Source organism: Ruegeria sp. HKCCD6647-2 (genome assembly GCF_057221075.1).
Window position 1 is genome coordinate 115,737 of record NZ_JBWVBD010000007.1, and the last position, 12,332, is coordinate 128,068.

Sequence of the window (12,332 nt, forward strand, 5' to 3'; positions counted from 1 at the left end):
ATAGCCAATACAAACTAGGCACCATTTTCTCGAATTTGATTTAAGATCTTCGCGAATTCTTCAACATCTAACTCGATCCCCTGACTCAGTTCCGGATGGAATATCGAATAGCTACGGTGATCGAATGGTGCGACAAGTCGTCTACTCTCGAGGATTGGCTCGAGAAAAGTAAGGAACATATACAAGGCAGTTGCTTCAGATACCGAATGCTGGCTGCCTGATGCGCCCTTTGTGATTTGAGATTTACCTTTTGAATCAAGAGCTAAGAAAGTATTGCCGCGCAGCGCGGTGTTCCTGCAAATGCCAATATCTAAGCTACAGCACAGTGAACTGTAGTAAGTCGGACAGTCGCTGTAATTCAGGTTGTTTTTCCACGCATTGTTACCAAATTGATCAGTGTATACGTGCGCGCAGTATCTTTCTAAGCTTTAAAAAGATGAGCTTACTGAAAATAAGTTGTAGGAAGGAGGGGAGAAGTGAAACTTCGTCTTCTTGAGCTGTGTTTCAACACCGTTGCTGTGTCGACCACGGTAGTTGAGCTTTCTAAATGTTTGTACCTTCTTTCTAAAGTCTTTGGCAGCGGTAGCGTCGAGATTTTTCTTAACTTCAACTACGGCAAAGACAGTTTCAATGGGTATGTGCTGATGAAGTAACCTAAAGCTCTCGCTTCGGTCATGAATTACAATGTCGCATTCCTGGCTGCGCCTGCCCTCGCAGTCTATTACGATCTGGTTTGTTGAAACAAAATAGCGGGTGGGCAAAGCCTCCTTTAGGAATTCTGCAAGGACGCTTTCAATTCTAGCGCCCTTTAAACTCGAATGCTCAACGGAGCTAGCAGCCTCCAATTCAAGCTTCAGTTTCTTCGCTGCATAGAAGAACTCCTCCTTAAATGGATTGACATCATTCCCCATCTTTCTACCGCGCAAACTTCTTATGCTTCAACCGCTTAGGCTCCAGCGCGTCCGGTCCCAGACGGCGCTTTTTGTCCTCTTCGTAATCCTCGAAGTTGCCCTCGAACCACTCTACATGGGCGTCGCCCTCGAACGCCAGAATATGCGTACAAATCCGGTCAAGGAAGAAGCGGTCGTGTGAGATGACGACGGCGCAGCCGGCGAAATCGACCAGCGCGTCTTCCAGCGCGCGGAGGGTTTCCACGTCCAAATCGTTGGTCGGTTCGTCGAGCAGCAGGACGTTGCCGCCCTCTTTCAGCAGGCGGGCCATGTGGACGCGGTTGCGCTCACCGCCGGATAGCAGTGAGACCTTCTTCTGCTGATCGCCGCCCTTGAAGTTGAAGGACGAGCAATAGGCGCGGGAGTTGACCTGCGCGTCGCCCAGCTGGATGATCTCGGCGCCGCCGGTGATCGCCTCCCACACGGTGTCGTTGTCTTTCAGGTCGTCGCGGGACTGGTCGACATAGGACAGCTCGACCGTGTCGCCCAGCGTGATGGTGCCGCTGTCGGGCTGTTCCTGACCCGTCAGCATCTTGAACAGCGTGGATTTGCCGGCGCCGTTGGGGCCGATAACGCCGACGATGCCGCCGGGGGGCAGGGCGAAGTCGAGCTTTTCGATCAGTTGCTTGTCGCCCATATGCTTGGCGAGGCCCTCGACCTCGATCACCTTGCCGCCCAGACGGGGCCCGTTGGGGATGACGATCTGGGCGCGGGTGAGCTTTTCGCGCTCGGACTGGTCGGCGAGTTCGTTATAGGCGTTGATCCGGGCCTTGGATTTGGCCTGACGGGCCTTTTGGCCCTGGCGCATCCATTCCAGTTCGCGCTGCAGGGTCTTCTGCTTGGACTTGTCCTCGCGCGCTTCCTGCTCCAGCCGCTTGGCCTTTTGTTCCAGCCACGCGGAGTAGTTGCCCTCGTACGGAATGCCGCGGCCACGGTCGAGTTCCAGAATCCAGCCGGTGATATCATCCAGAAAGTAACGGTCATGGGTGACGACCAGGATGGTGCCTTTGTAATCGATCAGGTGCTGTTGCAGCCAGGCGATGGTCTCGGCGTCCAGGTGGTTGGTCGGTTCGTCGAGCAGCAGCATGTCGGGCGCTTCCAGCAGCAGCTTGCAGAGCGCCACACGGCGTTTCTCACCGCCCGAGAGGTTAGAGATGTTGGCGTCGTCCGGCGGGCAGCGCAGCGCCTCCATCGAGACGTCGATCTGGCTGTCGAGGTCCCACAGGTTTTCCGCGTCGATTGCGTCCTGTAGGGTGGTCATTTCCTCCATCAGCTCGTCCGAGTAGTTCTCGGCGATCTCCATGGCAATTTCGTTGAAACGGTCGACCTTGGCCTTTTTCGCGGCCACGCCCAGCATGACGTTTTCGCGGACGGTCAGCGATTCATCCAGCTGCGGTTCCTGCGGCAAATAGCCGACCTTGGCGCCCTCGGCGGCCCAAGCCTCACCGGTGAAGTCGGTATCGAGGCCGGCCATGATCTTCATCAGTGTCGATTTACCCGCGCCGTTGACGCCGACAACACCGATTTTCACGCCGGGCAGAAAACTCAGGTGGATGTTTTCAAAGCACTTCTTGCCACCGGGATAGGTCTTGGAGACACCCTGCATGTGGTAGACATATTGATAGGCGGCCATGTCGCGTCCTCTGGGTCGGGGAAATCAGGTTGGGCGGTGTGATAGCTGATGCGGTTGGTGGGGGCAATAAGCGCATGGCAGACAACAAGTCAGCGAGATGTCGGAGTTGCGATCTTGCGTATTTGGTTAGAAGGTGCCAATGCTTTAGGTATTTGATTACTTGGAGAATTTCTTTTGGCAGACCTATCTCTTAACTTTGGTTTCCACCCAAATCAGTTAGAAATAAACGTTGGCGATCTAAACATTAAAACAGTACCAGATCATGAATCAATTGTTGCTGATTTCCGCAATTTCGACGTGATCGAAAACGATTGGGTTTATGCACCCCCACAGAGGACTAGGGATTTTATGACTGGCGTGGTGCGTGACAAACCCTATTCCGCCCGTGTCTTCGGGTTGCCCAAGACACACACGATTACTCATCGTAGGGCAAATGACGAGGATCATCTTGTATTCCATCTTTGGAGCCTGTCCCTTTTTACAGGGCTGCGTTTGACTGCTACAGAGGCTGGGTTCCTGGATGCCACGCCGATTAGACCCGGAAAACTAGTAGACTTCACTCCACTCTTCGATGATCTGTCACAGAGTATTGATCTCACCGAACGTTTCTGGACCGACAACCGCAGAAACCCCCGCCAGTCTCATCGCTTTGCAGCCGCCGTTCACGCCCTTTTCTTGGCGCAGTATCCGCCCGCGCTGCAATTTGAACGGTTTCTGTATCTATATACTGCTCTTGATGCTTGTTACGCACTCGCCGCCGAAATACAGCCACCGAATGGCAGAATAGCTCATGCGAAGCGTGCTGAATGGTTATGCCAGCAATTTGATATGAATGTTCCGGAATGGGCAGATTCGAGTAATTCGGGGGGCGCAGAAATTGCCGCAATCCGAAATGATGCTGTGCACGAAGCCCTTTACATGGGTCAACCGCTCGGGTTCGGCTTGCATGGTATCGGTTCCAATCAGAATCTAACGCTTGAGCTACGAGCACTCGTATGCCGCTTTCTAGTCGCTTTCATTGGGGGCTCGAACACAAGCTACGTGAATTCACCTGTCGATACGAGGTCAATACGGAGATTGAGCTTCACGTAACCAATCTTTAACGCTCAGAAAGGCTGCAGCATTAAGCGTCTCAGTAGATATTAGAAAGGCCCCTCATGTCCCTGAAAGATCTCATTGCTGGTTGGGCGAAGCCGGGACGGGTTGAATGGATCGGGCTGCGGCCTGAACGACGCGTAACAATGCAGCCTGTGGAGGTAAGCATCATCTCACCCGACGGCCTCGACGACGACCGTGGCCGTGCAGGGAAGCGGGCGGTGACACTGATCCAGCAGGAGCATCTGGCGGCGATTGGTTCCTATCTTGGGCAAGGGCTGGTTGCACCGGAAATACTGCGGCGCAATCTGGTGGTTTCAGGGATCAATCTGGCCGCGCTCAAAGGGCGCGAGGTGCAGGTGGGGGATGCTGTTCTGCGCTTTACCGTGATTTGCGCGCCGTGCAGCCGGATGGAGGAGGCGCTGGGCAAGGGAGGCTATTCGGCCGTGCGGGGGCATGGGGGATGGTGTGCCGAAGTCATCAAGCCGGGGCGGGTTTGTCTGGGTGATGCGGTACAACCTGTTGATTGACAACAGCCCGTAGTTCTGAACATCAGCAAGGGATGGAGCGATACAGCATTCCATATGCGCGGCCCGGGCAGGTCGTGGGCTTGTTCGGTGGGTCATTCGATCCGCCGCATCAGGGGCATGTGCATGTGACGCGTGAGGCGATGAAGGCTTTTGGCCTGGATCGCGTGTGGTGGATGGTGTCGCCCGGTAATCCGCTGAAGGCGAGAGGGCCTGCGCCGCTGGCGCAGCGAATGAATGCGGCGCGAAACGTCATGCAGCACCCACGGGTAGAAGTGACGGATGTCGAGGCGCTGACGGGGACGCGGGCGACGGCGGATACTCTGGCGGTGCTACGGCAATTGTACCCTCGGGTGAAATTCGTCTGGCTGATGGGTGCGGACAATCTGGCGCAGTTTCACAAGTGGAAGGATTGGCGGTTGATCATGGACAGCGTGCCGGTGGGTGTCGTGGCGCGGCCGGGGGATCGTATCTCGGCCCGGATGTCTCCGGCGGCGCGGGTCTATGCCAAGTACCGGATCGACGGGCAGGCGCGGCATCTGTTGGGGCGGGCGGCTGCTCCGGCCTGGTGTTTCGTGAATGTGCCGATGGTCGATGTAAGCTCGACCGAAATTCGCACGCGGGGCGATTGGGCAAATGGTGTGTTGCCTGAATAGCCCCACTGCGTTCATTATCCATTTCGGTGGTTGTTTGCCGGAGATCTCTGGGATTTTAATTGGCCCATGACTGATCGTTTTTCGCGTCGCGCTTTTCTCGGAGGGCTCGGAGCCGCTCTGGTCCCGGCCACTGCTTTTGCCGAAGCCCCCTTGGTGTCGCTGCGGCCTCAGCTCAGGGGTATTCAGCTAACTGGCGCCGAGCGTCTTGTTAAGTCCTCCGGACTGCGGGGCGAGGTTGTCTTCGCCGTCGCCGATGTGAAAACCGGCGCTCCGCTGGAGACATTTGGTGCAGAACGGGGTTTGCCACCTGCCAGTGTAGCCAAGGCATTGACGGCGCTTTACGCGTTGGACGTTCTTGGCCCGAATTTTCGATTTGAAACCGCGTTGATGGCGGATGGCCCGATCGAAAACGGCGTCCTCATGGGCGATCTGATTCTGGTCGGCGGCGGTGATCCGCTGTTGGACACGGATGCGTTGGCCACGATGGCAGCCAATTTGCGCGAGGCCGGGATTACCGAAGTTCGCGGGGCTTTCAAGGTCTATGACGGGGCATTGCCTTATGTATTCAGCATCGACCCGGGCCAACCGGACCATCTTGGTTACAGCCCTGCGCTCAGCGGTATTTCGCTGAACTTCAACCGCGTGCATTTCGAGTGGAAGCGCGACGGTACCAGCTATGACGTATCCATGGACGCGCGCAGTCAACGGTACAGGCCTTCGGTCGACATGGCGTCGATGCGGGTCGAGAAGCGCAGTCTTCCCATCTACACCTATCAACCCAGTGCACGTCAGGACCGTTGGACCGTGGCCAAAGGAGCACTTGGCAATGGCGGGGCACGATGGTTGCCGGTGCGCAAGCCGGCACTTTATGCAGGTGACGTGTTTCGAACACTGGCGCGGTCGAACGGCATCGTGCTGGGTCGTGTGCAGATCACACGTGAAGTGCCTCAGGGAACTGTACTGGTGGTACACCAAAGCGATCCGCTGGACAGCATATTGCGCGGAATGTTGAAATATTCGACCAATGTCACGGCGGAAATGGTTGGGATGGCGGCGTCGACTGCGCGCGGCGCTGACTTGCACGACCTTGCAGATTCGGCGGCTGAAATGAACCGGTGGGCCTCAGATGTTTACGGCGTGGATGGGATCGCCATGGTCGATCACTCCGGACTAGGGGACGCGTCGCGTATGGCGCCTGACGATCTGGTCGCTGTTTTGGTAGCGGCGCGGAATTCAGAGGCGCTGCGCCCTTTGCTAAAGCCATTTGCCCTGACCGACCGCAATGGTCGGCCGGTCAAAAATCATCCCATCACTGTCGACGCAAAAACTGGCACGCTGAATTTCGTTTCGGGACTGGGCGGGTTTTTGACAACAGCCGATGGTGCCGAACTGGCTTTTGCCATTTTCACGGCTGATGTGGCTCGACGCGCTAAAATTCCCCGCGCGCATCGCGAGCGTCCGGACGGGGCACGCAGCTGGAACAGCAGGTCTCGCAAATTGCAGCGCGCGCTTATTGAGCGATGGGGAGCCCTGTATGGGAGTTGACGCTCAGCGTCAGTGATCAGACGGTGTGACGCGCACGCGCACCGCGTTCAATCGCGGCAGCGTGCAGGCGGTCCACGTTCAGTTCGTACCGGATTTCTTCCAGAAGACGCAGCTCTGTCTCTGCCAAAGCGCCGTCTGCGGCAGCCACATCACAGGCCAGCGCATAAGCGGTTTCATTCAGGCGCTCAGGCAGGTTTTCGCGGATCAGGCCGAACAAGGCGTCAAGCCCGTCTTCCTGTTCGAACAGGTCAAACACAATCTGCGACACCCGGCGGGTGCGATCGATATCATAGTTGGCAAACACCGGCAGCATGTTGACCGCGGTTTCGATCTTGACCAGTTCCGCAGTGCGAATGTTTTCGTCTGAGGCGGACACCGCAACCATGATCGCCACAAGGCAATCCTGCGGGGACATGGGGTGGGGTACTTGGTCGGTCATTGGGTCGTCCTGCTTGGGTGTCTCTGACCGCGCACGATATGAGGGGGCGGAGGCAGGTTCAACACCTTGTTTGTACCTTAGGGCATGTTTGGGCTGGTAAATACACCTGAAAAATACGAGCAATCGTTCAGGCTTGAAATACAGTATCGGCCAGTCCGAGTGGGTTCAGAGCAGATGCTTTCTTGCAGTCTGCAGGAAGCGCGAGATTTCCAGGCCAAGTCGGGATTCGACTGCAATCTGAAGGTCTGTGTTCTTTGCGAATTCGGTTTCGAGATCCGACAGGTTCCAAACCAGGATGCGTGAAGGTTTCTTGGCGCGCACTGTGACGGGCGCTGTGAAGCGTTCGTCATCGCTCAGCAACGCTGTGCCACCGAGAAATCGACCGTTGCCAAGTGTGTCCATTGGTTCGCCGTTCATTTCGACGCAGACTTCCCCATCGGTGATGAGTGACAGGTTCCGCACCTTTTCACCCTGTTTCAGCAGGACGGCCCCCGCCGAAACTGATGTGCCAGTGCCCATTCGAAGAAACTTGAACGCATCCAGTTCAGCGAAATTCCGGAGCGATGATCTGTAAAGGCGACGTTCTTCGTCGGTGAAGGGTGGCGGACGGCGTTCCAGCAAAATGCGGGTCACCCAGTAAATGTTGATTGCCATGAAAAACAGGTTCCACCCAATCGGAGCCCAGAGTGGCATGTTCTGGAGATAATAATACGGCAATAGAATTGACCCGCCGGCTATGGACAGGATTCGAAGCCAAAGAATGTCTTTGACGGAATAGGAGAGCAGATAAAAAACGTTCGCGGTGTTGACCAGCAGATCCAGCCCCAGCATGCCCTTACCTCAGTCTTTGTGAAACCACACTGACCACCGTAAATCACAAGGAGAATTGGGCAAGTTTTGCTGACGGTGGCGAAATCCGGGCCAGAAGGAAGGCGAAATACGCGGTGCTTTATTGACTCATGCTGCACCGGCACAATAGGAGGGGTCGGTCAGTTGCATGGGGCAACTGGCATCGTATTCCCCGATGGAGATCCAATCAAATGTCTGACCTGCGTGAAACCGCGATGTCGTCCAAGGCCTGGCCTTTTGAAGAGGCGCGCCGGCTGCTCAAACGCTACAGACAGGGCGCTCCGGAAAAGGGGTATGTGCTGTTCGAGACCGGTTACGGCCCGTCGGGCCTGCCGCATATCGGCACCTTTGGCGAGGTGGCGCGGACCACGATGGTCAAGCGCGCGTTCGAGGCGCTGTCGGACATCCCTACGAAGCTGATTTGTTTCTCGGACGATCTGGACGGCATGCGCAAAGTGCCCAGCAACGTGCCGAACCCCGAGAAGTTGCAGGATTACTTGCAGTGTCCGCTGACCTCGGTGCCCGATCCATTTGACGAATATGACAGCTTTGGTGAGCATAACAACGCGATGCTGCGCCGGTTTCTCGACACGTTCGGGTTCGAGTATGAGTTCTATTCCGCACGCGATTTCTACCGCTCGGGCCAGTTCGATGCGGTCCTGAAGCGGGCGGTCGAGAAGTATGATGACGTGATGGCCATCATGCTCAAAAGTCTTCGGGAAGAGCGGCAACAGACCTATTCGATCTTTTTGCCCATTCATCCGGAAACCGGGCGGGTTCTGTACGTCCCGATGAAGAAGGTCTGTGCCGAGACATACACAATCACCTTCGATGACGAGGGCGGCAAGGAATGGACGCTGCCCGTAACGGGGGGCAATGTGAAACTGCAGTGGAAGCCTGATTTCGGCGCACGTTGGGCGGCGCTGGGCGTGGATTTCGAGATGTATGGCAAAGAACACGCCACCAACGAAAAGATCTATGACGCGATCTGTCGGGCGCTGGGTGGACGCGCGCCTGAGCATTTCTCGTATGAGCTGTTTCTGGATGAGTACGGTCAGAAGATATCCAAGTCATCCGGCAACGGTGTGTCGATCGACGAATGGCTGACCTATGCACCGACCGAGAGCCTGGCCTATTTCATGTATCAGAAGCCCAAGACCGCCAAGCGGATGCATTTCGATGTGATCCCGAAGGCCTATGATGAGTATCACCAGCAGTTGCGGGCTTATCCGGGGCAGGACCTGAAGGCGCAGCTGAACAACCCCGTCTGGCATATACATGGCGGAGATGTCCCTGAATCGACGCTCATCGTGCCGTTCGCGATGCTGCTGAACCTGGCATCAGTTTCTGGAGCCGAAGACAAGGAGGCGCTGTGGGGCTTCATCCGCCGTTATGCGCCAGAGGCGACCGCCGAAACGCATCCCGATTTGGATCAGGCTGCGGGCTTTGCAGTTCGCTACTTCAACGACTTTGTCAAACCGACACGCCAGCATCGCGCGCCGACGGATCAGGAGCGAGAAGCGCTGGAGGCTTTGAAAGCCGCGCTGGAGGCCTATGATGGGCCGATCGAGGATGAAGCGCTGCAATCGGTGGTCTATTCCATTGGACGGGATCGCTTTGATCCGATGCGCGGCTGGTTTACGGCGCTTTACGAGGTGTTGTTGGGTGCCAGCCAGGGCCCGAGGTTTGGCGGGTTCATAGCACTTTACGGCGTGCCCGAGACGATTGCTCTGATCGACAGGGCATTGGCCGGGGAACTGGCCTGATTTGACCCGATACCGTGTGGGGCTACCCTTCCGTCAGGAGGTGGCCCCATGCGTCGATTGTTGCTTACCATTTCATTGAGCGTCGGATTGGCATCAGGCGCGTTCGCCCAGGATGCCGAGATCGAAGCAAACATATCGGCGCAGATACAGGCGTTCAAAGCGGACGATTTTGCCACCGCATTTACCTTTGCCAGCCCCAATATCCAACGGCTGTTCCGAAATCCCGATAACTTCGGCGCGATGGTGCGAAATGGCTATCCAATGGTCTGGCGACCGGCGGATGTGCGGTTTCTCGAACTGCGCGAAATCGCTGGATCCTTGTGGCAGAAAGTCATGATCACGGATGGCGATGGCCGCGTGCATATCCTGGACTATCAGATGGTTCAGCAGGAAAATGGCTGGAAGATCAACGGTGTGCAGCTTCTCGGGAACTCGGATCCTGCTGCCTGAGGCAACACCACCGTAACGGTACTATGATCGTCGGTTAATTCCATATCGGTACTCAGACCTATGCGCCCTGGCAACGCCCGGGCCAATGGTTTTGGCACGCGCTGCGGGCGCGATTGAGAAAGGGATTTCTATGAACAAGGCAATCACCGACGGTATCGTGTTCATGCCGCCTGCTTTCGCAGATGGGCTGGGCGTCTGGTCCAGCGGCGATGGAACGCCCGGCTCGGCGACCTATGACGGATCGGGAACCGGAGTATTCGTGCCGGCAGATGCGGATTTCGGCGGGTGCCTCGAAATCCTAAAGTCCAACGTGACCCAGCAACTGCGCTACATGGGCCAAACGGTCTTGTTGCCGGGTTGCTATCTACAGATCACGGCACGGGTCAAGGCGATCAGCGGTCCGTTGCCTTCGGTCCGTATTGCCGGCTGGGCTGGTGGTGCGGGTGATACGCATGTTTCCGGAGTGGTCGAACAAGGCCCGGCGATGCAACTTTCGGGCTATGGCACCGTGCACGAGATCACGGCCATTGTAGGTACCGGTCGTCGGGCCGGGGTCGACATGTCGTGGGGGCCGGCTGCTCTGTACGGTCACTTCGGGCTGGACATCGAAGGCACCAATGGTGCGGTCGTGCGGATTGACGACATCGAAATCGCTGACGTCACTTCGGTTTTCCTGCGCGACATGATCGGTCTGGTCGACGTGCGGGATTTTGGTGCCGTTGGTGACGGTGTGGCAGATGCATCGGCCGCATTTGAAGCTGCGGATCAGGCCGCGAATGGCCGGCGGATTTATGTGCCGCAGGGCACTTTTCTGCTGAACCAGAACACCAGTCTTGCATCAGAAGTTGAATTTGATGGTACGGTAACGATGCCCGACGACAAGATGCTGTTGCTGACCAAGAATTTTGACCTGCCGACTTATATCTCGGCCTTCGGCGACGAAGCGTTGGCCTTCAAGAAGGCGTTTCAGGCTTTGCTGAACAATTCAGACCATGAATCGCTGGATATGGGTGGTCGCAAAATATCGGTTGACGCGCCAATTGACATGCAGGCCGCTGTGCCCAACCGCACCGGCTATGCTACGCGCCGTGTGGTACGCAATGGCCAGTTCGATGTCAAAAGCAGTGCGGCCTGGGATACCGAGACCTTCACTTCGGTCGCAACTTATGATCCCAACGACCCCTACAAGCTGTCGAATGTTGCGAATGTTGCGAACGTTCCCGTCGGATCCCTGATAACAGGCAGTGGTGTCGGACGTGAGATCTATGTGCGATCCAAGAACGACGTTGCCGGTGAAATCACCCTGAACGCGCCGATTTACAATGCCGCCGGTACTCAGAGCTTTACTTTTACGGCATTCAAGTACCTGCTGGATTTCAGCGGTTTCAGCGCGTTGCAAAAGTTCAACATGGAAGGCATCGAGTTTCAGTGCAACAGTCGATGCAGCGCCATTCGCCTGGCACCGGGCGGGAATACCTTTGTGTTGAAGGACTGCTTCATCAGCCGCCCGAAGGATCGTGGGATCACGTCGATCGGTGCGGGATGTCAGGGGATGCTGATCGACGGCTGCCAATTCCTGTCGGCGGAAGAAGATCTGGACGTATCGGCGCGCAGTTCGATTGCCGTTAACTCCAACGCCAATGACGTCAAGCTACGCCACAACCGGGCCACTCGGTTCCATCACTTTGCCGTTCTGGGAGGGGACAACAACCTTGTTCTGGGCAATCACTTTTTCCAAGGTGACAGCGTTTCGAATGGCGTTCGCAGCCCGGGGCTGGTGATGATCGGCGGATACAACAGTTCGTCCATTGCCGAAAACTACGTGGATAACTGTTTTATCCAGTGGACCAACGAACGCGACTCGTCGCCCAACTACACGTCTGGGTATTCTTTCAGTGCGTTGAGTGTGACAGACAATATCTTCTATTGCAGCAACGTTGCCCCCTGGTTCAGCTACTTCGTAATCCGCCCATATGGGACAGGGCATTTCCTGAACGGGCTGACAGTGACGGGAAACAAATTCCGTACCAATGCAGGCAATATCTACCGGGCTGAACAGGTGGATACCACGTTTGCTGGCCTGGACAACGAGAGATACGTCAACGTTACCTTTGAAAACAATACATTCCACGGGATCAACACGCATACCATGAACCCTCTGAGAGTGCGCTATTCTCAGAACTCGGCCTCGTCGGTTTGGACGATTGGTTCGTTGGGACAGCTTCCGTTTGGTGGCAAGGCACGTGCCTGTGATGCGGTGGTGCCTTATGGTCCACTTCGCACCGTTTTCAACACTATTCGTTATACATCGCCCTATGCCCAAGTGCGGCAAGGTGCGTCCCAAGATGCCATAGCCCTTCGTTGGCCCGAGTCGCTGACGGGCACGGTCTGGGTCACTATGCGTGTCGAGAACTGATCGCGA

The 12,332-nt window shown here is 56.3% G+C and carries 11 protein-coding genes; 7 read left to right on the plus strand and 4 right to left on the minus strand.

What is annotated here, in order from left to right:
* Nucleotides 1-428: 428 nt before the first annotated feature.
* Together AC2TDJ_RS18320 and ettA are read right to left on the minus strand one after the other, a co-directional pair.
* On the minus strand, nucleotides 429-911 hold the full coding sequence (locus AC2TDJ_RS18320; protein ID WP_480844123.1) for a DUF6602 domain-containing protein: 483 nt from the start codon (nucleotides 909-911) through the stop codon (nucleotides 429-431).
* 4 nt (nucleotides 912-915) lie between these two features.
* A complete protein-coding gene (gene ettA / locus AC2TDJ_RS18325; protein ID WP_480844124.1) occupies nucleotides 916-2,583 on the minus strand; it encodes an energy-dependent translational throttle protein EttA in 1,668 nt (555 codons plus the stop codon).
* Nucleotides 2,584-2,757: 174 nt separating this feature from the next.
* Here ettA and AC2TDJ_RS18330 point away from each other — a divergent pair, with 174 nt between their 5' ends.
* The 4 genes from AC2TDJ_RS18330 (at nucleotide 2,758) to dacB (ending at nucleotide 6,406) form a co-directional block, all read left to right on the plus strand.
* Nucleotides 2,758-3,675, plus strand: a complete 918-nt coding sequence (locus AC2TDJ_RS18330) for a hypothetical protein (protein ID WP_480844125.1) — start codon at nucleotides 2,758-2,760, stop codon at nucleotides 3,673-3,675.
* A gap of 65 nt (nucleotides 3,676-3,740) precedes the next feature.
* Nucleotides 3,741-4,208, plus strand: a complete 468-nt coding sequence (locus AC2TDJ_RS18335) for an MOSC domain-containing protein (protein WP_480844126.1) — start codon at nucleotides 3,741-3,743, stop codon at nucleotides 4,206-4,208.
* 32 nt (nucleotides 4,209-4,240) lie between these two features.
* Nucleotides 4,241-4,861 (plus strand): nicotinate-nucleotide adenylyltransferase, encoded by a 621-nt coding sequence (locus AC2TDJ_RS18340; RefSeq protein ID WP_480844127.1) that lies wholly within the window; start codon nucleotides 4,241-4,243, stop codon nucleotides 4,859-4,861.
* Nucleotides 4,862-4,927: 66 nt separating this feature from the next.
* Complete coding sequence (dacB, locus tag AC2TDJ_RS18345; protein WP_480844128.1) at nucleotides 4,928-6,406, plus strand: D-alanyl-D-alanine carboxypeptidase/D-alanyl-D-alanine endopeptidase; 1,479 nt, start codon at nucleotides 4,928-4,930, stop codon at nucleotides 6,404-6,406.
* A gap of 16 nt (nucleotides 6,407-6,422) precedes the next feature.
* On the opposite strand, the gene AC2TDJ_RS18350 is transcribed toward dacB, so the two are convergent.
* Both AC2TDJ_RS18350 and AC2TDJ_RS18355 read right to left on the minus strand, forming a co-directional pair.
* Nucleotides 6,423-6,845: a tellurite resistance TerB family protein gene (locus AC2TDJ_RS18350; RefSeq protein ID WP_480844129.1), complete on the minus strand. Its 423-nt coding sequence runs from the start codon at nucleotides 6,843-6,845 to the stop codon at nucleotides 6,423-6,425.
* Nucleotides 6,846-7,010: 165 nt separating this feature from the next.
* Nucleotides 7,011-7,676 carry a cyclic nucleotide-binding domain-containing protein gene (locus AC2TDJ_RS18355; protein WP_480844130.1) on the minus strand — a complete coding sequence of 222 codons (666 nt, stop codon included), beginning with the start codon at nucleotides 7,674-7,676 and terminating at the stop codon, nucleotides 7,011-7,013.
* 209 nt (nucleotides 7,677-7,885) lie between these two features.
* Between AC2TDJ_RS18355 and AC2TDJ_RS18360 the strand changes: the two genes are divergently transcribed.
* From AC2TDJ_RS18360 to AC2TDJ_RS18370, 3 genes are all read left to right on the plus strand, one after another.
* Nucleotides 7,886-9,460 carry a lysine--tRNA ligase gene (locus tag AC2TDJ_RS18360; RefSeq protein WP_480844131.1) on the plus strand — a complete coding sequence of 525 codons (1,575 nt, stop codon included), beginning with the start codon at nucleotides 7,886-7,888 and terminating at the stop codon, nucleotides 9,458-9,460.
* Between the two features lie 48 nt (nucleotides 9,461-9,508).
* Nucleotides 9,509-9,910, plus strand: a complete 402-nt coding sequence (locus AC2TDJ_RS18365; protein WP_480844132.1) for a DUF4864 domain-containing protein — start codon at nucleotides 9,509-9,511, stop codon at nucleotides 9,908-9,910.
* Nucleotides 9,911-10,040: 130 nt separating this feature from the next.
* Nucleotides 10,041-12,326 (plus strand): glycosyl hydrolase family 28-related protein, encoded by a 2,286-nt coding sequence (locus AC2TDJ_RS18370; protein ID WP_480844169.1) that lies wholly within the window; start codon nucleotides 10,041-10,043, stop codon nucleotides 12,324-12,326.
* The last annotated feature ends 6 nt before the right edge of the window (nucleotides 12,327-12,332 follow it).

Excerpts from the sequence above, each read along its gene's own strand:
- AC2TDJ_RS18370 (WP_480844169.1), top strand. The coding sequence starts at position 10,041 with ATGAACAAGGCAATCACCGACGGTATCGTGTTCATGCCGCCTGCTTTC.
- AC2TDJ_RS18340 (WP_480844127.1), top strand. The coding sequence starts at position 4,241 with ATGGAGCGATACAGCATTCCATATGCGCGGCCCGGGCAGGTCGTGGGC.
- AC2TDJ_RS18335 (WP_480844126.1), top strand. The coding sequence starts at position 3,741 with ATGTCCCTGAAAGATCTCATTGCTGGTTGGGCGAAGCCGGGACGGGTT.
- dacB (WP_480844128.1), top strand. The coding sequence starts at position 4,928 with ATGACTGATCGTTTTTCGCGTCGCGCTTTTCTCGGAGGGCTCGGAGCC.
- AC2TDJ_RS18360 (WP_480844131.1), top strand. The coding sequence starts at position 7,886 with ATGTCTGACCTGCGTGAAACCGCGATGTCGTCCAAGGCCTGGCCTTTT.
- AC2TDJ_RS18350 (WP_480844129.1), bottom strand. The coding sequence starts at position 6,845 with ATGACCGACCAAGTACCCCACCCCATGTCCCCGCAGGATTGCCTTGTG.
- AC2TDJ_RS18355 (WP_480844130.1), bottom strand. The coding sequence starts at position 7,676 with ATGCTGGGGCTGGATCTGCTGGTCAACACCGCGAACGTTTTTTATCTG.
- AC2TDJ_RS18320 (WP_480844123.1), bottom strand. The coding sequence starts at position 911 with ATGGGGAATGATGTCAATCCATTTAAGGAGGAGTTCTTCTATGCAGCG.
- ettA (WP_480844124.1), bottom strand. The coding sequence starts at position 2,583 with ATGGCCGCCTATCAATATGTCTACCACATGCAGGGTGTCTCCAAGACC.
- AC2TDJ_RS18365 (WP_480844132.1), top strand. The coding sequence starts at position 9,509 with ATGCGTCGATTGTTGCTTACCATTTCATTGAGCGTCGGATTGGCATCA.